4 protein-coding genes and 1 pseudogene are annotated in these 23177 nt (G+C 54.5%); 2 read left to right on the forward strand and 3 right to left on the reverse strand.

What is annotated here, in order from left to right:
• Nucleotides 1–42: 42 nt before the first annotated feature.
• The gene (rcsC, locus tag ACLBVC_RS06880) at nt 43–2913 is read left to right on the forward strand and encodes a two-component system sensor histidine kinase RcsC (protein ID WP_410149014.1); all 2871 of its coding nucleotides are present in this window, start codon (nt 43–45) and stop codon (nt 2911–2913) included.
• Between the two features lie 62 nt (nt 2914–2975).
• Here the strand turns inward: rcsC and rcsB are convergent, their stop codons facing one another.
• The 3 genes and pseudogenes from rcsB to ACLBVC_RS06895 all read right to left on the reverse strand — a co-directional run.
• Complete coding sequence (gene rcsB, locus ACLBVC_RS06885) at nt 2976–3626, reverse strand: response regulator transcription factor RcsB (protein WP_104921302.1); 651 nt, start codon at nt 3624–3626, stop codon at nt 2976–2978.
• Between the two features lie 4 nt (nt 3627–3630).
• On the reverse strand, nt 3631–6321 hold the full coding sequence (gene rcsD, locus ACLBVC_RS06890; protein WP_410149015.1) for a phosphotransferase RcsD: 2691 nt from the start codon (nt 6319–6321) through the stop codon (nt 3631–3633).
• A 38-nt stretch (nt 6322–6359) separates the two neighbouring features.
• Nucleotides 6360–6914 (reverse strand): annotated as a pseudogene (locus ACLBVC_RS06895) (MFS transporter); the annotation flags it as partial.
• 631 nt (nt 6915–7545) lie between these two features.
• On the opposite strand from ACLBVC_RS06895, the gene ACLBVC_RS06900 reads away from it, so the two are divergent.
• Nucleotides 7546–23151, forward strand: coding sequence for an Ig-like domain-containing protein (locus ACLBVC_RS06900; RefSeq protein ID WP_410149016.1), 15606 nt, complete (start codon nt 7546–7548; stop codon nt 23149–23151).
• Nucleotides 23152–23177: the final 26 nt, after the last annotated feature.

The raw sequence follows: 23177 nt of genomic DNA on the forward strand, positions 1-23177 counted from the left end.
ATCGTATCCTGCTCACTGAGCCGCTACACCAATGGTTAATCCTTGAAATATCTTGCATCGTTTCGCACAACGCTGAGAATCTCCCGTTACCTTTTCCGGGTGCTGGCGCTTATGTTGTGGACACTGGGTGTGTTGCTGACCACCTTTTATGTGCTGAATATCTTTCACAACAAAGAGTCCGAGGTCCGTGATGAGGATAACCTCAACTACGATCTGGCGCAGAGTTATGTCAAAAACTCCAATGACGTGATGCACAGCATAAAGTTTATGGCCGAAAAGCGTCTCAGCGATTCCATGAGCGGGCTGGATATCATCAATGGCATGATCAGCACCAAAAATACGCCACCGACGTATCTCTCGCTGTTTCCGGAGTCCGACTGTTCCCAGATAAACAGCAGCTACCGTAATTCTCTGGCCTCACTCGGCAACATGATCCATTACTGGAAAGACAATTTCTCCGATGCCTATGATCTGAACCGCGTGTTCTATATCAGCGGCGAGAATTTGTGCCTGGTGGATTTCGGTATCAGCAGCGAACCGCTTGAGCGTGAAAGTCAGGAACAGCTGAAATCTTTGCACGAGAAAATCCTGCAATACCGTAACGGCAAGAATCAGGACAAAGCCAACAGCCTGTATTGGGTATCACAGTCTGGCAATAAAGATTCCGGCTATCTGTACGTGTTAACGCCAATTTATGTCGGTAATAAACTTGAAGCGCTGATGGGCATTCAGCAGAATCTGCGTCTGGAAGATTTGCTGAACCCGAACGCCCAGCACACAGGCGTGACTCTGCTGGATGAAGACGATCAGCCATTGCTGAGTATCTCTGAAGACGAGGGTTACACTGCGACTTTGGGGAATTACCCGCAGGAAAGCTCCTATTTTGGCTACACCAACGGCTATAAAGATCTCATCTACAAAAAGCCGCTGACGCCATCCACGCTGAGCGTGGTCTATTCCATGCCGTTCAATACGCTGATTGAACGGTTCAAGATACTGATTTTCAATGCCATATTACTGAACATCTTCTCCGGCCTGTTGCTGTTTATTCTGGCCTGGGTGTTTGAGCGCAAGATGTTTTTACCGGCGGAAGAAAACGCTTTTCGCTTGGAAGAACATGAACAGTTCAATCACAAAATTGTCGCCTCGGCGCCTGTGGGCATTTCCATCCTGCGTATCAGCGATGGCGTGAATATTCTCAGCAACGAACTGGCACATAACTATATCAGTATGCTGACGCAGGAAGATCGCCAGCGTATTACGCGGATCATTTGCGATCAGCAGGTTAATTTCGTCGATGTGATTACCAAAAATAACAACAACATCCAGCTGAGTTTCGTTCACTCACGCTACCGTAACGAAGACGTGGCGATCTGCGTTCTGATTGACGTCAGCTCGCGGGTGAAAATGGAAGAGTCGCTTCAGGAAATGGCGAATGCGGCGGAACAGGCCAGCCAGTCGAAGTCTATGTTCCTCGCGACAGTCAGCCACGAATTGCGTACGCCGCTGTACGGGATTATCGGTAACCTCGATTTGCTGCAAACGCAGGGCTTGCCGCAGGGCGTTGACCGTCTGGTGACCGCGATGAATAACTCTTCCGCGCTTTTGCTGAAGATCATCAGCGATATTCTCGACTTCTCGAAGATTGAATCCGAGCAACTGAAAATAGAGCCGCAGGAATTCTCATGTCGCGAAGTGATCACCCACATTGCGGGCAACTATCTGCCGCTGGTGGTGAAGAAACGTCTGGGACTGTACTGCTTTATCGAACATAACGTGCCGCTGTCGTTTAACGGCGATCCGGTGCGTTTGCAGCAGGTCATTTCCAACATTCTGAATAATGCGATCAAATTCACTGATACAGGCTGCATCGTCCTGAATGTCAGAACCTGTGGCAATTATCTCGAATTCCAGGTGCGCGATACCGGTGTGGGCATCCCCGAGCGTGAAATCACGCGTCTGTTTGACCCGTTCTTCCAGGTCGGAACCGGCGTGCAGCGTCATTTCCAGGGCACCGGTCTGGGGCTGGCGATTTGCGAAAAACTGATCAACCTGATGGATGGCGATATTGACGTCGAATCCGAGCCGGGTCTGGGCAGTTCGTTCACCGTGCGTATTCCGCTGTATAACGCCACCTTCCCGTCGGAAGAACCGCTGGATAACTGGCAGGATAAAACGGTCTGGCTGGATGTGCGTAACGCCTATCTGGAAAGCTATCTGATGCAGTTGCTGCGCTATCATGGCGCGAATATTCAGCGCTGTGAGGCGGGAATGCAAATTCAGCGCGAAGACGTGCTGATCACCGATACGCCGCTGATCCACAAAGGTGAACTGGCGGCACAGATTGAGTTTTCTATCGCGCACATCGGGCCGCCTGTCGAGACGCGTCCGGGATACTGGGTTCACAGCACCTCGACGCCGCTGGAAATCACCGCGCTGCTCAACCGCATTTATCATCTGGAAACGTCGGCGGAAGAGGGAGGTTTACCGGCACCGGAAGTGTCAGTGGCACACGATTACAGCGATGTCACCTTGCTGGTGGTGGATGATCATCCGATCAACCGGCGTCTGCTGGCCGATCAGCTGGGCACAATGGGGTACATCGTGGTGACCGCCAATGACGGTATGGACGCACTGGACGCCATGCGTTCTCACGACATTGATATTGTTCTCAGTGACGTCAACATGCCGCGTCTTGATGGTTATGGCCTGACCCAAAAACTGCGCGAACTGGGCCATACACTGCCGGTTATCGGTGTCACGGCCAACGCACTGGCCGAACAGCGTCAGCGTTGTCTGGAAGCGGGCATGGATAACTGTCTGTCAAAACCGGTTACGCTGGATACGTTGCGCAGCACGCTGAGTTACTACAGTGCGCTGGTGCGTAAGAAGCGGGAAGGTGAGCCGGAGTAGAAAAGCAAAAGGCACCCGGGGGTGCCTTTTTCATGTCTTAACGTTCATAAACCAGTGAAACGTTAGTCTCGGTCCACCGGCTGGGAACTGACGGAAGACAGATAGTTAAGCAGGGCGATATCGTTTTCCACGCCCAGTTTCAGCATCGCAGATTTCTTCTGGCTACTGATAGTTTTGATGCTGCGGTTCAGCTTTTTCGCAATCTCAGTCACCAGGAAACCTTCTGCAAACAGACGCAGAACTTCGCTTTCTTTCGGAGACAGACGTTTGTCGCCGTAACCGTTGGCGCTGATTTTTTCCAGCAGTTTGGCAACGCTGTCAGGCGTGAACTTCTTGCCTTTCTGCAACGCGGCCAGTGCCTTCGGTAAATCGGTAGGTGCGCCCTGTTTCAGGACAATCCCTTCAATATCCAGATCCAGTACAGAACTCAGGATCGCCGGGTTATTATTCATGGTCAGAACAATAATGGACAGCTGCGGATAGTGACGTTTGATGTACTTGATCAGCGTAATGCCGTCGCCGAATTTGTCGCCCGGCATGGAAAGGTCAGTAATCAGAACATGGGCGTCAAGTTTACTTAAGCTGTTAACCAGTGCTGTCGAGTCTTCGAACTCACCGACAACGTTCACCCATTCAATTTGTTCAAGGGACTTACGAATACCAAACAGGACGATAGGATGGTCATCAGCAATAATTACGTTCATATTATTCATGTGATTAGCTACCTTGCTGGAGCAGTCTGGAGACAAAAGAATCAATGTGATTGATGGTTTCAGTAATCTGTAATGCATCGCCGTCTGCGATGTATTGTTCTAACGCTTCGCACATTTGCTTGCCGGGAGTCAGATTCAGCATGGCGAATACCCCCTTAAGGCGATGTGCTGTTTGTGACAGTGATGTAAAATCACGACGTTGGTTTTCATTATACAGTTTCTCAAGATCTTCCGGTACTGTCTCGACAAAAAGCTGATAGTAATCGCTTGATTTTAACTGCTTTTCGTACTGGTCGAGAGAGTCTTCGCCGGGTTCTTCGGGTGAAACACTGTCATCGGAAACAGAAAATTGCTGTTCGATTAACAGTAAGGTTGCGTCGATCAGCGCACTGCTGATGTTGTAATTGACGCGGATAAAATGCTTTTCGAGTGGCTGGAAACCGGCTTCATCGTCGGTCAGCAGCAATGTATATTTGTCGCTGTTTTGCGCATTGTCGGTCAGCAAAACATCATATTCCCGCAATACCTGGCGTTCATCGGCCACAATGCACATCGCGCCATACGCATTCATGGTCCGGGTGACAATGCCGCGAACTTCTTCAGACGTGATGTCGAGCAAAACGGTGACATCATTGAGCAGCTTCTCATGTTCGGCTTCCACTTCCTGTACTTGCGGACGTTGCTTCACGCGAACGGTGTAGCGGGTACCGATATTCAGCTTGCTGCGGATTTCGAGCTGGCCGCCAAGCTTTTTACACAGCTGATTGCACAGGAAGAACGTCATTCCGGACCCGTGGTTAAAGCGATCGACTAACGTCTGGCTCAGGAAAGGATAATTCAGATTGCTCAATTCTTCCTTCGAAATTCCGCTACCGGTGTCGTTAATGTGGAATATCAGCTGATCCGGGCGGTCTTCGTCCTGCTCACTGGTCAGCGTGATTTTACCCAGTGATGTGGTGACGATGGCGTAATCAAGCAGCAGGGACAGAATTTTCTTCACCGCCTGCATATCGCCCGCGAACGTCGCTTCCGGCGCAACATGGAAATGATTCAGCAAACCGAGCCCTTTCTGGCTAAGTCGCGGCAGGGCCTCGAGTAGTAATTCATCGACCATCGCCGACAACACATAGCTGTCACTGGATGGCTGCCAGTCCTGTGTTTCCAGACGCGTCAGCAGGGTAATGTTATCCACCAGCGTCAGCGCGTTACGCGATTCATTCAGCAACTTGGCTTCCAGCGTCAGACGCTCTTCCGGTTTCTGTTCTTCGGTCAGTGCCAGTGCAAGTCCGTTCAGCTCCTGAAGCGGCTGATTAAGCTCGATGCCCAGATTATGCAGCATCAGTTTTCGGGCCTGCAGATTCTTTTCGAACTCGCGTCTGGCCTGTTGCAGTGTCCGGTTCACCATCACTTCTTTATCCTGATCGTGCAGCATAAACAGGTAAGTTTCCGGTGAAATCTGGCTGCGGATCATGCGGATTTCATACACCTCGTTATTGACGGTGGCCTGAATAGTACCGTGATGCTGCTCGGCCATATTGGCGATTTTATTCAGGCTCAGGTGCGGCAACAGCTGATCGGCAATTTTGTTGCTTAAAATGACGCTGTGGTTACTGAAATTATAGACCAGTAAACCGAGCGGCAGACCGGAGATAATTTCCTGATTCAGCGCCTGCTGCATCTGCAACTGCGCCGCCATATTTTCGCTCGGGCGGATGTACTGATGGCGAATGAAATAGATGCTGGTCATCGCCAGCCCCATTAGGAACAGATTGATGAGGATCAGCCAGAAGTTATTGCGAGACAGATCCACCACCAGGCTAAACAGCGGCACATGGTACGTCAGCGACAGCGGGGAGTTGTTCAGCGGGACGTTAAAGACCAGCGACCAGCCTTGCAGCGTGATGGTACTTGCGGCGCTGTCGTCGGTCGGATCGCCTTCGTTAACGTCAGCGGTATTGCCGTTGAACTGGAAATTGTCCCGCGCCATGCTCACCGGGATCAGGTCACTCATCGGCAAATCGAAGGCAATTACGGTCGCAAGATGGCCTGGATTATTGAACGTTGTACGCAGTGAAAATGAATAATCACTGCTCTGACGGGATTTGCGTAACGGGGAATAACTTTCCCGCTCATCCAGCGTATTGGCTTGCTGGAGCATTTCCGCACGTCGCGATTGCAGCGTGCTGGTGAAATAGTTTTCTTTCAGCCGGGAATCCTGCTGCTGCAACGGCACGGTGGTGATCAGCATCATGCTGTTATCCTGGCCGTTCAGGTAATACAGCGAGTAAGGCAGGGTGGTCGAGCCCCATTGGTCGTCGAGAAATGCCGACACTTTCAGGGTCAGATCCAGCGTTGAACTGTCGTGCGTACCGAAGATCAGGGCATCGGTTTTCTTGTGGGGTTTGGAGACGAAGAACATATCCTGACGCAGACGGACTTCCTGCGCATTCACGGCATCGGGCGTTAATGGCTGGCCCGTGAAATTGTCGTAAATCTGGTAGGTCATGTAACGGTATTTATCGATACGCTTTTGCAACAGATCGGCTAAGGTCTGCGTTGTGTGCAGTTTGTCGTTCATGTACGCATTGGTGTAGTTGTAACCGTAAAGACCCAAGCCCACCACTAGCAGCAGAATGAACAACCAGAAGAAGCGCGTGATGTTGGTTGATGTCAGCGATAAATATTTACCAGCCATGATGATGAGTCTTTTCCTTCATTCTTGTTATCACTCTTTTATCGGAGTACGGCTTTGGCGCAGGCCGTGACACATAACATCATAGCGGCCACGAAGCCCAATGCGACGGACAAACTGCTCAGTTGTGCGATAAAACCAATCAGCGCAGGACCCGCCAAAATACCTGCATAACCCAGTGTTGTCACGGAGGCGATAGCCATGCTGGCAGGCATCGCCGTCTGGTTTCCTGCTGCGCTGAACATGATAGGCACCAGATTCGACGCACCAAATCGGATCATGATAAAGCCCAGCCCGGCAAACCAGAGATTGTCCACCGTGGTCAGCAAAATCAGCCCGAGGCTGGCACACAGGCTGTCTAAAGTCAGCACCTTATAGCGTCCCATTGCCGCAATAATACGGTCGCCGGTCAGGCGACCAATGGTCATCGCAATGGAATATATGGCATACCCCAGACCGGCCTGATGGGCGGATACGCCGCGTTCCGTGGTGAGGAACCGCGCGCCCCAGTCCAGCATGGAACCTTCATCCATAAACATCACAAAACATAAAAACCCGAGCAAAATCACCCAGCCGCGCGGCAAAACAAACATGGGCGCCGTCGCCATTTAACCGCTATCAGATTCTGAAAAACATCACACAAACTTACTAACCGGGTATTTTATCAGAAAGCATAAGTCACTGTGATTGCGCATAGTCTTAATTATTTACCGGCGGAATACATTAGTGCCAGAAAATCTAAGAGGCGATCACACAATTGGTAAGTCAATTTGATGAGTTATCAGTGCGGCTAATGCTTGATTTTATTAATAATGATCCCGCTTAGTCTTTAAGGAGAAGTTGCAAACTTGTTGTTTATCATCATGTTGTTTTTAACGCGTTGGGCTAGAACAGGAATTGCCCCCCGTCAAACTTATATTTCCACTCCGAACGATAAATAATTTTTGTCTTAAAGATTATCTTTTTTTTATGCATTTAACTTAAATCATGCATATAACTTATGGAGTTTCGGGCAAACAGTTACCGTAACGATTACATAAAAAGAACATTTAGACCTTCATAAATTTGTAGATTGCACAATTTGTAATCTATGGAATTCCCCAACACCAGTTGGAAGTTAACCCATTTTCGTAATGGTCTTCATACCTGCTGAACCTCCCTTCTCCGGAACCGGAAAGCGTGGGCCATGCGCGTGTGAGTCTCAACTGGATGTTATAGGGGTACAACATGGCTCAGAACGGTAGCGTTGTTATTGATGTTCTCTCTCGTAAAAATGGTGCAGTCATCTCTCAGGTTTCCAGCGCCAGTCAGGATGTTACCCTCAATCAGGCCAGCATAATTCGCATTCACGGAACTCGTGAAGCGGTGTCCAGCTATGAGCGCGTGGGCAATGATCTCGTCATCCACATGAAAGACGGCAGCACCGTTCGTTACCACAGCTTCTTCAACACCGAAGGTGCCGAAGACAGCGTTCTGGTGTTCGATGATGGTGTTCATCCGATTGAATACGCCGCGTTTGTGGATACCGGTGCCACCGCGGGTGCTGTACCGATTGTTCCCGCTTATCAAACCATCCCGGATATTGGTGTTTTACTCGAAGATTCCTCCAGTTTTAGCCCGGGCGTATTAGCCGCGGTGCTGGGCGTTGTGGCGCTCGGCGCGGGAATCGCGATTGCAGCAGGTGGCGGCGGTGGTGGTGGTGGTGGCAGCAGCAGCAATAACGGCGGAAGCGATGGCGGCAACAACGGGGGCAATAACGGCGGCAACAACGGCGGCAATAACGGGGGCAATAACGGCGGCAATAACGGCGGCAACAACGGGGGCAATAACGGCGGCAACAACGGGGGCAACACCGGCGGAAATGGTCAGGCTGCCACGTTATCCCTCGGAGCGTTTGCCGGTGACAACATCCTTAATGCTGCAGAATCACGCATAGCACAAATTTTCTCGGGTACAGCAGGTAACGTGACTGCGGGTCAGACAATCACCCTGACCATCAACGGAAAATCCTACACCAGCACAGTGGGTGCAGACGGCAAATGGGATATCAACCTGCCGTCGCTTGATTTACAAAATCTGGCCGATGGTACCTATGTCGTTTCCGTCACTGTGACGGGTACTGACGGGCAGTCTGTATCAAAAGGCGTGACCGTGGTGGTTGACAGAACACCACCGGTTGTCATGGTGGATCCGATTAGCAATGACAACATTCTTGATGCCGCTGAACATCAGCAACCGCTGGTGGTAACCGGTACCGCCTCGGTGTCTGAAGCGGGGCGTACGCTGGTTGTCACCCTGAACGGCACTAATTACAACGCCATTGTGGGTGCAGATGGCACGTGGTCCGTGACCATTCCGGCGAGCGCAGTTCAGGCACTGGCAAATGGAAGTAATATTCTGACTGCCTCGCTGACCGATGCCGCCGGCAACCAGACCACCACGCCGCTCGATTTTTCTGTCAATGACAACGCGGGCATTCTGACCGTTAACCCGATTTCCGGCGACGGTCAGCTTAATGCGGTTGAAGCTCAGTCTCCGCTGGTGATTTCAGGAACGGCGACGAACGTTGCGACTGGCACGACGATAACCGTCACACTCAACGGTGTCTCCTATACCGGCACTACCGGAGCAAACGGTGTTTGGAATGTCAGCATTCCTGCCGGGGTTTTACAGGCGCTGACCGATGGCAACGCGACACTGACCATCAGCATGACCGATGCCGATGGCAATAAAATTTCTACCACCAGCGACTTCAACGTGGCTGTTCATCCAGGCGAGTTAACCCTCAATACCCCGTTTGGCGACGGCACGCTCAATACCGCGGAATCCGGTGATGTACAAACGCTTACAGGGAATACCGGTCTCAAGGGCGAAGGCCAGACGGTCAGTATTGTCATTGATGGAAAAACCTATACCGGCACCGTAGCTGCTGACGGCAGTTACAGCGTCAGCCTGCCGGTTGCGGCGCTGGCGACGTTGCCGCAAGGCACCAGCGCTGTCGTGATTAACGTCACCGACGCCGCCGGTAACCACACCACGCTGAACTCGTCTGTTTTAGTGGATACCGTTGCGCCAACGCTGACTGTCAATCCGCTTGCAGGCGACGGGCAAATCAGCCTGACAGAAGCAGCCAGCGCATTAACGTTGTCCGGCACAGCATCGGCCTCCGAAGCGGGCAGAACGGTTACTATCACCATTGGCACGCAGACCTTCACTGCCATCGTGGCGGATAATGGTACCTGGAGCACGACACTTCCGGCAGGCGCACTCACAGGCTTGAACGGCGATTTCACGGTGACGGCAACGCTGACTGATGCTGCCGGAAATACCACGACCAACTCAGGCACGCTGCACGTTGTTGCGGATCCGGCTATTCAGCCTGCTATAACCGTCGATCCTTTCGGGGGGGATAATGCTGTCGATGGCGCCGAAGTTAAAACAGCTCAGGTTCTCAGCGGCACAACAACGCGCGTCGAAGCCGGACAAATTGTCACAATTTCTCTGAATGGCCATCAGTATCAGGCAGAAGTTCAGGCTGGCGGTAAATGGAGTGTTGTGATCCCCGCTGCCGATATGATCACTTTGGGCGACGGGCCGCAAACAATTCAGGTCAGTGTTTCTGATAAAGCCGGTAACCCGGCATCCGGCAGTGATAACTTCATCGTTTCCAGCACCGACGACGGAATTGCGATTGACCCTGTGACTGGTGATAACGTCATTAACGCCGTGGAAACCGCAGCCGGTATCACCATCAGCGGGGCAACATACGGCGTCTCCGTGGGTGCCCAGGTGACCGTGCTTTTTGGCACGCTGACCCGGTATGCACTGGTCGGTGCAAACGGCAAATGGAGTCTGTTGCTGAGTTCTTCAGACATCGCAGGAATAGATACCTCGACGACCGCGGTTTCTGCCACCGTGGTCGGCACTAACGGCGATGTATTGTCTAACAGTGTGAACGTGGGTATCGACAACATCGAACCAACGCCGGTACTGAACACGCCATTTGGCGACGGATTACTGAATCTCACAGAAGCCGCTGCCGCGCAAACTCTCAGCGGAACCACGGGTAAAACCGGCGACGGTCAGACCGTCACCGTCACGTTGGGTGGGCACACTTACACCGCGACAGTAGCGTCAGATGGCACCTGGACAGTCAGTATCCCTTCCGCAGATTTGCAGACTCTGCCTCAGGGGCCGGTACAAATTTCTGTCACCGCGACGGATACCGCGGGTAACACGGCAACGGTCGTTTCCACGGCGACAACTGATTTTACCGCACCAGTATTGACCGTAAATCCGGTCGGCGGCGACGGATACGTGAATATTGCTGAAGCTGCTGCCGCAGTAGACATCACCGGTACGGCCTCACTCTCCGAGGCCGGGCGTACGGTTTCCCTCGTGCTCAATGGCGTGACTTACACCGGCACCGTACAGCCAAACGGTCAGTGGATCATCACCGTTCCGGCGGGCACGCTTTCTGCGTTGGCCGACGGTCAATACCCGCTAAGCGTGCAGATTTCGGATGCCGCAGGTAACAGCACAACGGTGACGTCGAGCGTTCAGTTGGCCGGTAATCCTGGCAGCGCACCAACCCTCACACTCAATACTTTTGCCGGTAATAACGTGGTGGATGGTGCGGAGCAGCAAAACGCGCAGATCCTCAGCGGAACCACCACCCATATCGAAGCGGGTCAGGTGGTCAGCATTACCCTCAACGGCGTGACTTACACGGCAACAGTGCAGGCTGGCGGTAACTGGAGTGTAAGCATTCCTTCAGCGGATTTGCAGGCGCTGCAAAACGGCTCCCTGACCCTGACGGCGACCGTGGCGGACAAAGCTGGTAACCCGGCGACCGGCACTGAAAATATTACTGTCGATAACACCTTGAGTGGTTTATCTGTTGCGCCGGTTACCGGTGACAACCTGCTGAATGCATTTGAGGCGGCGGCGGGTATCACCATCAGCGGAACCTCGGTCAACGTGCCGGTGAATGGCGTCGTGACCCTTACGCTTAACGGCAAAACCTACACGGCCAGTGTTGGTGTGGGCGGCGGATGGAGCGTGCAGGTTTCAGCCACAGATCTGGCAGCGTTGTCCGACGGAAAATATACCATTAACGTCTCTGCCACGGATGCGGCGGGTAATCCTGTCAGCAACAGCCTGAGCTTTGATGCGATCACTCACAACCTGCCAGCCGTTACATTGAACACACCGTTTGGTGACGGGCTGCTTAACGCAGCAGAAGCGGGCACGACACAAACCCTGAGCGGTTCCACCGGGGTCAGCGGCGCGGGTCAGACGGTCACGGTTACACTGGGTGGCAAAGACTATCAGGCGACCGTAGGTGCAAATGGTATCTGGACCGCCAACGTGCCTTCAGCAGATTTGACTGCTCTGGGGCAAGGCGGAACTAACGTTCACGTGGTGGCGACAGATGCAGTCGGAAACTCAAGCGTCAAAGATGTCGCCGTCACAGTTGACACCCTTGCGCCTGTGGTAACTGTTGAGCCGGTAACGGCGGATGGCGTGATTAATAACGCCGAAGCGACGGCGCTGATCCCGGTTAACGGGACCGCAGGCATCGAACAAGCAGGGCAAACGGTCACCGTGACCGTGGCGGGTCACACCTACACGGGCATTGTGCAAAATGATGGTAGCTGGACGGTGAACATTCCGGCGAATGCACTGCTGAATGTGGCTAACGGAGAGTACCCGCTCACCGCCAGTGTGACTGACCTTGCTGGCAATATCGGCACGGCATCAGAAAACGTGTCTCTGGTGGCTAACCCGTCTCAACTGCCAACCATCACCGTGGGCATTTTTGCCGGAGACAACATCGTTGATGCGGCAGAAAATCAAGTCACGCAAATCCTGAGCGGCACGACCACGCACGTTGAGGCGGGCCAGATAGTACAAATTACCATTGGCAGCCTGACCTACACGGCAGTTGTGCAGGCAAGCGGCGCATGGAGCGTTAATATTCCGGCGGGTGCCCTGCAAAATGGGGATGCTACCGTTAATGTCACTGTGACTGACCGCGCAGGTAACGAAGTCTCGGGTTCCGGCGCTTTCACGGTGAATACTACGCTGGGCGGGATTGCCATCAATACCATCAGCGGTGATAACAAAATCAATGCAGATGAGGCCGCGCAGGGCGTGCTGGTTAGCGGTACCACGGTCGATGTACCGGAAGGAACCCCGGTCACCATCAAACTGGGTGGGATCACCTATACCACGACCACACTGGCTGACGGCAGCTGGAGTTACACGATCCCAGCCTCGGCCCTCGAGAGTCTGGCAGACGGCACCAGCCATGTCATTGTCTCAACGGTCACGACCAACAATGGCACCGTCACCAGCCAGCAGGATGTGGGAATTTATACTCAGGTACCGACGCCAACGCTCAATACGCCATTTGGCGATGGTTTGCTGGGAACTACCGAAGCGGGTTCCGACCAGACGCTGAGCGGCAAAACAGGTCTGACCGGCGACGGTCAGACGGTGAAAGTCGTATTAAACGGTGAAACTTACACTGTGACAGCGGCGACTGACGGTTCATGGTCTGTCAGTATTCCAAGTCTTGCGCTGCAAAATCTGCCTACCGGAAGTGACCCGATTATCGTAACGGTTACCGATGCGGCAGGGAACACCGGTGCCATTACCGGCAATGTTGTGGTTGATTTCGACGCACCAATCCTGTCTCTTAACCCGGTTGCAACGGACGATGTTATTAACCGCAGCGAAGCCGTGAACGGCCTGACGCTCAGTGGTACGGCTTCACCGGACGATGCGGGACAAACGGTTACGCTGACCTTCAATAATCAGACGTACACCGCGCTGGTACAGGGGAACGGTACCTGGAGCACCAGCATTCCGGCGGGTACGCTCACCGGTGCACCTGATGGTACCTACACTCTGACCGCCACGCTGAAAGATGCCGCAGGCAACACGACCGTCACGACCGGGCAGGTCACACTCGATCAGACTCCGCCAGTGTTAAGCATTACGCCGGTGGGCGGCGATGGTCTGGTCAGTGCCGCAGAAGTGACCACGGGAATTACCCTCAGTGGCTCAACTTCGCCGGACGAAGTTGGACAAACAGTCACCATCAGTTTCAACAATAAATTCTTTACTGCCATTGTGTTGGTTGATGGTTCGTGGTCCACCACCGTACCTTCCACGGCGCTGGCTGGTCTACCTGCGGGCAGTTATACCGTTTCGGCGCTGGTTAATGATCCTTCAGGTAATGCCACGACGACTACCAGTCAGATAACTCTGGATCTCACTCCTCCGTCGCTGACGGTAAATCCGCTAACTGGCGACGGGCGGGTTAACGTCGTCGAAGCGGCAGGAAATCTGGCCGTGACGGGATCGACCGATGCGGCTGAAGCCGGGCGCACTGTTACAGTTTCTGTGGCGGGTCTGACGTACACCGCGATTGTTCAGCCTGACGGTACCTGGTCGGCTACTGTCCCGGCCGGTGTATTGGCTGGTGTCACGAACGGAGCTTATACGCTGACCGCAACGCTGTCTGATGCAGCCGGTAACACGGCGACGGCCAGTGAAACAGTCAATCTGGCGGCAAATCCGGCAACATTGCCGGCAATCACTATCGATAACTTTGCCGGAAACAACCTTCTGGATGCGGCTGAACGTCAGGTTTCGCAAACCCTGAGCGGTACGACGACGAATGTTGAAGCCGGACAGATTGTTAATATCACGATCGGCACCGCAACCTTCTCGGCGACCGTGACGGCAGGCGGTGTCTGGAGTGTTTCTGTTCCTGCCGAAACACTCAGTGCGCTGGCAAATGGCACGGTGACTATCAATGTTTCCGTCAGTGACCTGGCCGGTAACCCGGTGAGCAATTCAGAAAACTTCACCGTAGATAACACGCTGGGTGGTGTGAGCATTAACATCATCGCCGGCGACAACAAAATCAATGCGCAGGAAGCGGCCGCTGGCGTGATTGTCAGCGGGACGACTTCTGATGTACCAGCAGGCACGGACGTCACTATTCAGGTTGGCGGTCCTGGCGGTATCAACGTCACGGTGCAGACTGGCCCGGATGGGACCTGGAGCTACACATTAACCCCAACCGAACTGGCTACTCTGCCGGAGGGCACCACCGCGGTCGTTGTGACCACAGTGACGACCGCTAATGGCACCGTGACCAGTGAACAACCGCTGGGGATTTACACCACATTGCCTACGCCGTCGATTCTTGATCCGTTTGGCGATGGTTATCTGAGTGCTACAGAAGCCACGACCGCGCAAACGCTGAGCGGTTCTACCGGTCTGACCGGCGACGGCCAGACAGTGACCGTCAATATTGGTGGTCAGAACTACACCGGCACTGTTGACGTTGATGGCAACTGGGTGGTTTCTATTCCCGCCACGGCGCTGCAAAACCTCACGTCACCGGCAGCTATTCTGGTGACTGTGGCAGATGCGGCGAATAACAGTGAAACGCTGACCAGTTCCGCGATTGTTGATTTCACCGCACCGACGCTGAATGTCGCGCAGATTACAGGCGATAACATCATCAATGCGGATGAAGTCACCGGGGATGTTGAACTGTCAGGCACTGCGAGTGTGGGAGACGCAGGACGTACCGTTCAACTGACCTTCAACAATGTTACGTATACGGCAATAGTTCAGGGGGATGGAAGCTGGACGACGGTAATCCCTGCGGGAAATCTGCTCGGGTTGCAGGACGGCAATTATATTCTGAACGCCAGCCTGTCTGACCTCGCCGGTAACACCACTTCGCTGCCGGTCACGATTACCCTTGCGACCGCGCTGCCGACGCCAACCATTTCGGCACCGTTTGGCGATGGTTATCTGAACAGCCTGGAGTCAGCTGCTGACCAAATCATCACCGGCAGTACCGGTGCAACGGGAGCAGGGCAATCTGTAACCGTTACCTTTGCTGGTGGAACCTACGTTGTGACGGCAGACGAGCAGGGCCAGTGGTCAATCACTATTCCGTCAACCACTTTGCAGGCTATCCCGGATAATACACTGCCAATGGTTGTTACGGTCATTGATGCGGCCGGTAACGAAGGCTCCGTTACTAATCAGATTACGGTGGATCGCACCGCACCAACATTGAGTATTGGCGACGTCGCTGGCGACAACATCATTAATGCGGCCGAAGCGTTGCAACCGGTGGTGATCTCCGGGACATCAGATTCCGGCGATGCGGGGCAGGCGGTATCAGTGGTGCTGAGCTTTAACGGCGTCACTTACACTGCATTGGTGCAGCCTGACGGAAGCTGGAGTTTCACATTGCCGGGCAGTGTTGTTCAGCAACTTTCCGATGCGCAATATACGCTGACGGCGACCCTCACCGATGCGGCCGGTAACCAAACCGTCGAAACACATACCTTCACAGTCGATGCGGCAAAAGCCAATTTGCCAACGCTGACCATCACGCATATTGCCGGTGATGACTACATTAACGTGGCCGAAAAAACCAACGGCTTCACCATTACCGGGACCTCCACTCATCTGGAGGTTAATCAGACTGTCAACGTACTGTTTAACGGCGTGAGCTATCCGGCCACGGTGGGGGCGGACGGAACCTGGACCGCGACCATTCCGTCTTCTGCGCTGGGCAGCCTGGCTGAAGGGCCACTGACGGTAACGGCCACGGCCACGGACACCTCCGGTAACCCGGCCAGCGCAACGCACGGTGCAACCGTGATTGCACAGGCAGGCGATTTGCCAACGTTAACCGTCAACACCGTCTCCGGCGATGACGTGATTAATGCTCAGGAACACAATCAGCCACTGACGATCACTGGTTCTTCGACGCATGTTCCGGCCGGCAATATCATCAGCGTGTTGCTTCACGGTGTAACGTATTCGCCAGTGGTGCAAGCCGATGGTACCTGGAGTGTGGCGCTGACTGCCGCGCAGGTTCAGGCGCTGCCAGAAGGCAGTAACCCGATCACTGTTTCAGCCTCGGATATTGCCGGTAACCCGGTAACAGTAATTCATGGGCTAACCGTCGATACACAGCCAGCGCTCCTGACCGTGGAAGTGGACACCGGTGTAGACAACATTCTCAATGCCGCGGAAGCACTGGCCGGTTTGCCAGTCAGCGGGTTGGCTGATGCGAATGTCACTGTCACTGTGAAACTTAATAACGTCACCTATACCACCGTTTCGAATGAACTTGGCGAATGGTCTTTGACGATACCGGCCATCGATCTGCGGGGGATTACGAGCGACGGATTGCAAACGGTTCAGGTCAGCGTCGTGGGAACGGATGGCAACACCAATACCGTCAACGACAACTTCACCCTGGCGATTAACAACCTGCCAACACTGACCCTCGGGCCAGTTGCCGGAAACGATATTCTGAATATCGCTGAGGCCGCGGCAGGATTCCTGGTCAGCGGTGTGGCGACCAATCTGGCGAACGGTACTGCGGTCGTTCTGAAAATCGGAACCGAAACCTTTAACGGGATTGTCACGAACGGTACCTGGGTGGCTACCGTCGGCGCTGCTGCGCTGAATGTGCTCACGGGCAACGTGGCCAGCGTTTCAGTAACTGCGGTTGATACCACAACGGGTAATACGGCTTCTGCCAGCGGCAGCCTCACGGTTGACCTCACGCCAGTACCGGTGCCGGTTATCACCACGCCGTTTGGCGATGGCAAACTGAACTATCCCGAAGCCACCGCCGATCAGGTAATTAGCGGAACTACCGGTATTACGGATGTGAAGTCAGTCATCGTAACTGTCGGAACCACGCAAATTACTGCGACGGTAAATCCTGACGGTTCGTGGTCAGCCACTATCCCATCGTCGGTTCTTATTGCGCTTCCGGACAGCACGACCGGTACCACGGTTTCTGTGGTGGTGACGGATGTCGGTGGCAATACCAATACGAACTCAGTCAGCGTGCCAACCGTGGTTAATGATCTGCCACTGGTAACTATCACGGACAGTTTCGGTGGCTTGATTAACGTGGCAGAAGCCACACAGGGTGGTTCGCTTAGCGGGCTGACCGGTACGTTGACCGCAGGGCAAACGGTGGTGGTCAACATCAATGGCACCAACTTTACCGGTGCGATCATCAATGAAGCCAACGGAACCTGGGAATTAGAACTTCCGTCGTCGTTGCTGCAAACGCTGCCAAATGGCGTATGGACAGTGACGGTGACGGTGACCGATGCGGTCGGTAACAGCAGCGCACAAACTGAATTGCTTGAAGTGCAGCTCACACCTCCGTTAGCACCGGTTATCAACCAGCCGTTCGGTGACGGCGTACTGAACTTTGCCGAGTCCAATGCTGCGCAAGTTCTTACCGGTTCGGCGGCGGCCGGACAAATTGTCACCGTGACTATCCCGATCGGTGCAGGTAATACGTTTACTGCGACGGTGACGGCGGATGAAACCGGCGCATGGTCTGTACCTCTGAGCACCGCCATTATGGACGGGCTGGCGGCTTCCGGGAGTTACACCATTACCGCAACCACCACGGATCAGTACGGCAATATCAGCGCGGGGTCTTCTTCTTCGTTCGACACGGCTATTGTCGAACTGTTCCCGAGTATTGCTTCCAGCTTCGGGTCAGTGCTTAACATTTCCGAAGCCGCAGGCACGGTAACCTTAAACGGTAATACCGGGGTCACCAACCTGGGGCAAAGCGTTACGCTGGCGGTGGATATCAACGGCAACAGCTATCCGGCTACGGTTAACACGACGACCGGTGCATGGTCTGTCAATATCCCGGCTGGCGTACTGAGCTCTCTGACCGGCATCGATCATACGTTCACGGTGACAGTGACGGATGCCCACGGCAATACCGGTACTAACACGCTTAATTTCACAACCGACTTCACCCCACCGACCCTTGCTATCAGCACCATCTTTGGCGATGGCTATCTGAATGCGGCTGAACTGGCGGGGGCGTCAATTACCGGGACCACGGATGCGCCAGATAACAGCACCGTTACCGTGTTCATTGGCACTGCCGGACCCTTCACGGCAAACGCCACCGGAGGAACGTGGACGCTGACGCTGACTAACACTGATCTGATTACGTTGGGTCAGGGCAGCCAGGCGATCACCGCGACGGTGAACGATGTAAACGGCAACCTGGGTACGGCTTCCGGCAGCGTGATCGTGGCTTCTGCTGGCGCAGGTCTGCCATCCATCGACATCAATACCTTTGTCGGCGGTGACGGCCTGAACTATAACGAAAGCCGCAGCCCGCAAATCCTGTCAGGGACGACCACTAACGTGGCCGTCGGTCAGACTGTGACCATCACCATTCCGGGCGTGGCCGGGCCGTTAACCGCAGTGGTCGGTAATGGCGGGACCTGGTCGCTGTCGCTGACACCTGCTCAGCTCCAGGCGATCACCAACAACAGCACGATTACCGTGGCGGTGAATGATGCCGCCGGAAACACAGCGACCGACACGATCCCGAACTTCAGTGTCGATCTGACTATTCCAACCCTGCCATCGGTCAGCATTAATAAAATTGATGGAGACAACTTCATCAATCTCGCTGAGCATAATGTCGGTACGGTGACGATCTCTGGTGCGGCATCGGGCACGCTGGTTCTCGTGGGAACTCAGGTGGCGGTTGTGGTGGGTTTGACGCCTCTTGTAGCAACGGTTCTGGCGGATGGGACATGGAGCCTCACGGTTAACGCCGCTCTGTTTGTCGATGGTTCAAGTACTCTGGTTACCGCAACGGTGCTTACCGCCACCGCCAGTCAGACCGTAATCACCGATCTGACACCGCCAGTGCTGACGCCAGGGAACATCAGCGCAGATAACAACGTGCTGAACAGTACCGAAGCGGCAGCCAACCAGGCGATTAGCGGAACGGCCAGCACAGATGATGTCGGGCGTACCGTTATCCTCACCCTGAACGGTAAAACCTATACCGCCGTGGTGCAAAGTGGCGGGGGCTGGAGCGTTAGCGTTCCGGCTGCTGACTGGAATGTCCTCGGGCAGGGCGATAACAGCTACACTGCAACGCTCACCGATCTGGCTGGTAACACCACCACCGTGACGCACTCCTTTACCGTCGATACCGTCGGTGCGTTGCTTAGCGCAGGTATTACAGTCGGCAGTGGTCAGGATCTGGTGGATAACGTTCTGAGCCTGACAGAAGCAACGCTGGGCACGGTCATTGGCGGGACATCAAATGCCGGTACCGGTTCTCTGGTGACGGTGAAAATTGCCGGTATCACCGTGGGAACGGCGCAGATTCAGGGCGACGGCACATGGAAACTGACGCTGTTGCCTGCAGACTTCGCTAACTTTGCGATTGGTGATGGTACGCATCTGGTTTCGGCTTCCGTGGCAGATAACAACGGCAACGTCACCAACGTTAATCTCGGCCTTAACCTCCTGTTCAACGAGCTGCTTGATCTCAATCTGCTGACGGGCCTGCCGGTACTTAACGGCGCGGCTTTGCTGGTAAACCAGGTGCTGAGTGGGACATCCACGAATGCAGGCGCCGGGTCAGTCGTTAATGTGAAACTCGGCAATACCGTACTGGCGAGTTCAGTTGTAGGGGCAGACGGTAACTGGAATGTGACGCTGCTACCTGCGGTCCTGCAAGGTTTATTACAGGGAAGCAACGCGCTGACGCTGTCGATTACCGACCAATACGGCAATGTGCATTCTGAACCGCTAAGCATCAATGTGGCTTCTATCGCGCCGGTAATTGATACCGTCGGCGGTTTGCTGGCTGGTGCTTCGAGTCTGCTTAACACCACGGCAACCGGTGTTGAACAAGTTGTTAGCGGAACCACGACGGCGGTCAACGGCACGCTGGCGACGTTGAAAATTGGTGGTCTCGCATTCACAGGCATTGTGACCAATGGCCAGTTTGCTATCCGGGTTGGTGCACATGCGCTGGACACTCTCGCAGATGGCGTGGTGCCGGTTATTCTCTCCGTAGCTGATGCCGCAGGCAACGTCACGACCCAAACTCTGGGTAATCTGACAGTTGCGGTACATAACCTGCCGCAAATCGTCCTGGATCCGCTATTTGGCGATGGCCTGCTCAATGCCGCCGATTTGCTGGTAAATCAGGTGGTCAGCGGGACCGTGAAAAACGTGGCAGCGGGTTCAACCATCGCGGTGACCGTGGGCAATAATACGGCCATTTCAGCGGTAGTCGATTCCAGCGGTCACTTCTCCGTCACCGTTCCGAGCAATTTGATCAGCAATCTGGTGAATGGATTGTTGGATGTAAAAGTTGACGTGAATGCCACCAACGGCAATACCGGCACCATCACCAGTTCAGCCACGGTCAACGTGACATTGCCAACCATTACGCTCAATACGCCATTTACCGATGGCTTGCTGAGTGCCGCAGATGCGCTGCTTTCTCAGACAATTAGCGGTGTGGCGAGCGGTGTGGCAATTGGCTCGACTGTGAGCGTGGTCGTGAATGGCAAAACCTATCTGGGCACCACTACCAACGCGGCGGGTAATTTCAGCGTCACATTGCTACCCGGTGATCTGGGCTTACTGGGCGATGGCACGCTGAACGTGAGCGCGTCGGTTGCAAACGCCGTCGGCAACGTGGGCAGCGGGCTGGCAACGGCTAATGTCATTATCCACGCCTTGCCAAAAGTGATTCTGGATCCGCTGTTCGGTGGCGACGGAATTCTCAACATTGCGGAATCTGCACTGTCACCGGTTATCAGCGGGACGATCCTCAACGGTCGTGCCGGTGAAACCGTCACGATAAGTCTGGGTGTGGTGACGTTGACGGCAACCGTCGGTGCTGACGGAAAGTTCAGCGCAGCGCTGAGCGCCATTAATCTGGCGAATCTGCTTGACGGCAATCCGACATTAAACGTGACCGTTACCGATACCGTCGGCAATACCGCGACGACATCCACGGGTGTCACCATTGGTATCCACGCTGTACCAAGTATTGTGCTTAACCCGATCTTCGGGGATGGCATTCTCGATGTGGTGGATCTGCTGACGGCGCAAACCATCAGCGGTGTGGCGACAAATGTGGCGCAGGGTACACAGGTCAGCGTAACGCTGGGCGGCAAAACGTATCTGGCGACAGTAGGTGCGGGTGGAGCATTTAGCGTCGCCGTTCCAACGCTGGATCTCGGTGCTTTGCTGAACGGTACGCTGAACGTTGTGGCAAGTGTGGCGGATGCCGTGGGTAACCCGGCGACCAAAACGGGCGTCCTGAGCGTTATCGCGCAGTCGCTGCCAACCATTACGCTCGACAGCATCTTCGGTGACGGGTTGCTTAACGCCGCCGATGCGCTGTTAACGCAGACCATCACCGGCCACACCACAAACGCGGTGGGGTCAACGGTTTCCCTGAAAATCGGGAACTCGACGGTCACTGCATTGGTGAAAGCGGACGGGACATTCAGTGCCAACGTCGGGGCATCGATTCTGGGCGCACTGACGGATGGCGTGCTTAACATCGGCGCCTCCCTGACGAACGCCGCGGGTCACAGCACTACCGGCTCGGGATCAGCAACCGTCGGGCTGCATTTGCCGAGCCTGACAATTCCCCTGGCCTCCCTGTTTGGTGGCGACGGTTATCTGAACCTGAGCGAAGCCAGCAGTAATCAGAGCGTGACAGGTACCACCAACGCCGCTAACGGCAGTCTGGTGTCTGTCACAATCGGCGGGATCACGCACACAGGCACCGTCGCGAATGGCACCTGGACGGTTGGATTCACCACCACTGAGCTGAAGGGAATTGCAGACGGGGCGCAGCAGGTAGCGGTATCCGTGACCGACCTTCTGGGTAACGTCACCAACTCCACACAACCGCTGACCATCAAAACGCACTCTCTTCCAGTGGCTTCACTGGATGCGCTGGGCTCTCTGACGGGGCTGCTTACCGGTATTCTGGGTGCGGGTCTAACCCTGAGCGGTAAGAGCCGTAACGTGGGTGCCGGTGGCATCGTGCTGGTCACCCTCCTGGGGAATACGCTTTCTGGCGTGGTGCAGGCCGACGGTTCCTGGACCGTTAAATTTAGCAGCGCGGTATTTAACGCCTTCAGCATCCTGAACCTGCCGGCTTTACTGGCCGCGCTGACCGGGGATGTTGTGGAGCTGCGTGCAACGGATGTTGCCGGTAACGGTTTCGACGCTCACGTCGGGTTGTCCGCCGGTTCAACGTTGCCACCAGAAACGCTGGCGACTCAGGCCAGCCTGCTGTCTGCCACTGACGACACCCATACTCTGGCGGCAACAAGCATCACGTCAGATTCTTCCACCTCGGATTCTACCGACTCCACGCATGCGACCAGCACGCTGGTTTCTTCACTGTCGGCTACGGAATCCACGTCAACATCAGAAACCACATCCCATGCAGAGACAGCGTTCTCAATTGGTGGTGTGACCATCGACCTGACCGCCACCAACGGTGAGGCGCATGGCGGCAGCGGCGATGATGTCATTTCAGTGCATACGCTGGACTTCGGGTTGATCGACGGCGGAACCGGTGTCGATACCTTGCTGCTGGCGGGTACCAACCAGCATCTGGATCTGACCCTGCTCGGGCTGAAAGTTGAACATATCGACATCTTCGACTTGGGCACGTCCGGCACCAACAGCATCTCGCTCAATCTCCATGAGGCGCTGAACGTGAAGGACAATCCGACGGATGAAGTCATCATCAAAGGGGGCGAGGGCAGCCTGGTGAATCTGCAAATCGGGACGGACGGCGCGTGGGCTGAAACCGGTCAACGCACGGTGGATGGCCTGACCTTCGACGTTTACCACAATGCCTCACTCGAGACATCCAACACGTTGGGAGACGTACTGGTGCAACACGGTTTACACGTTCAGCAAAACTAGTTGTCAATCGGAACGCGGTCTGCTCC

The sequence above is a fragment of the Rahnella selenatireducens genome (assembly GCF_046449555.1).
GTDB classification, from domain to species: domain Bacteria; phylum Pseudomonadota; class Gammaproteobacteria; order Enterobacterales; family Enterobacteriaceae; genus Rahnella; species Rahnella selenatireducens.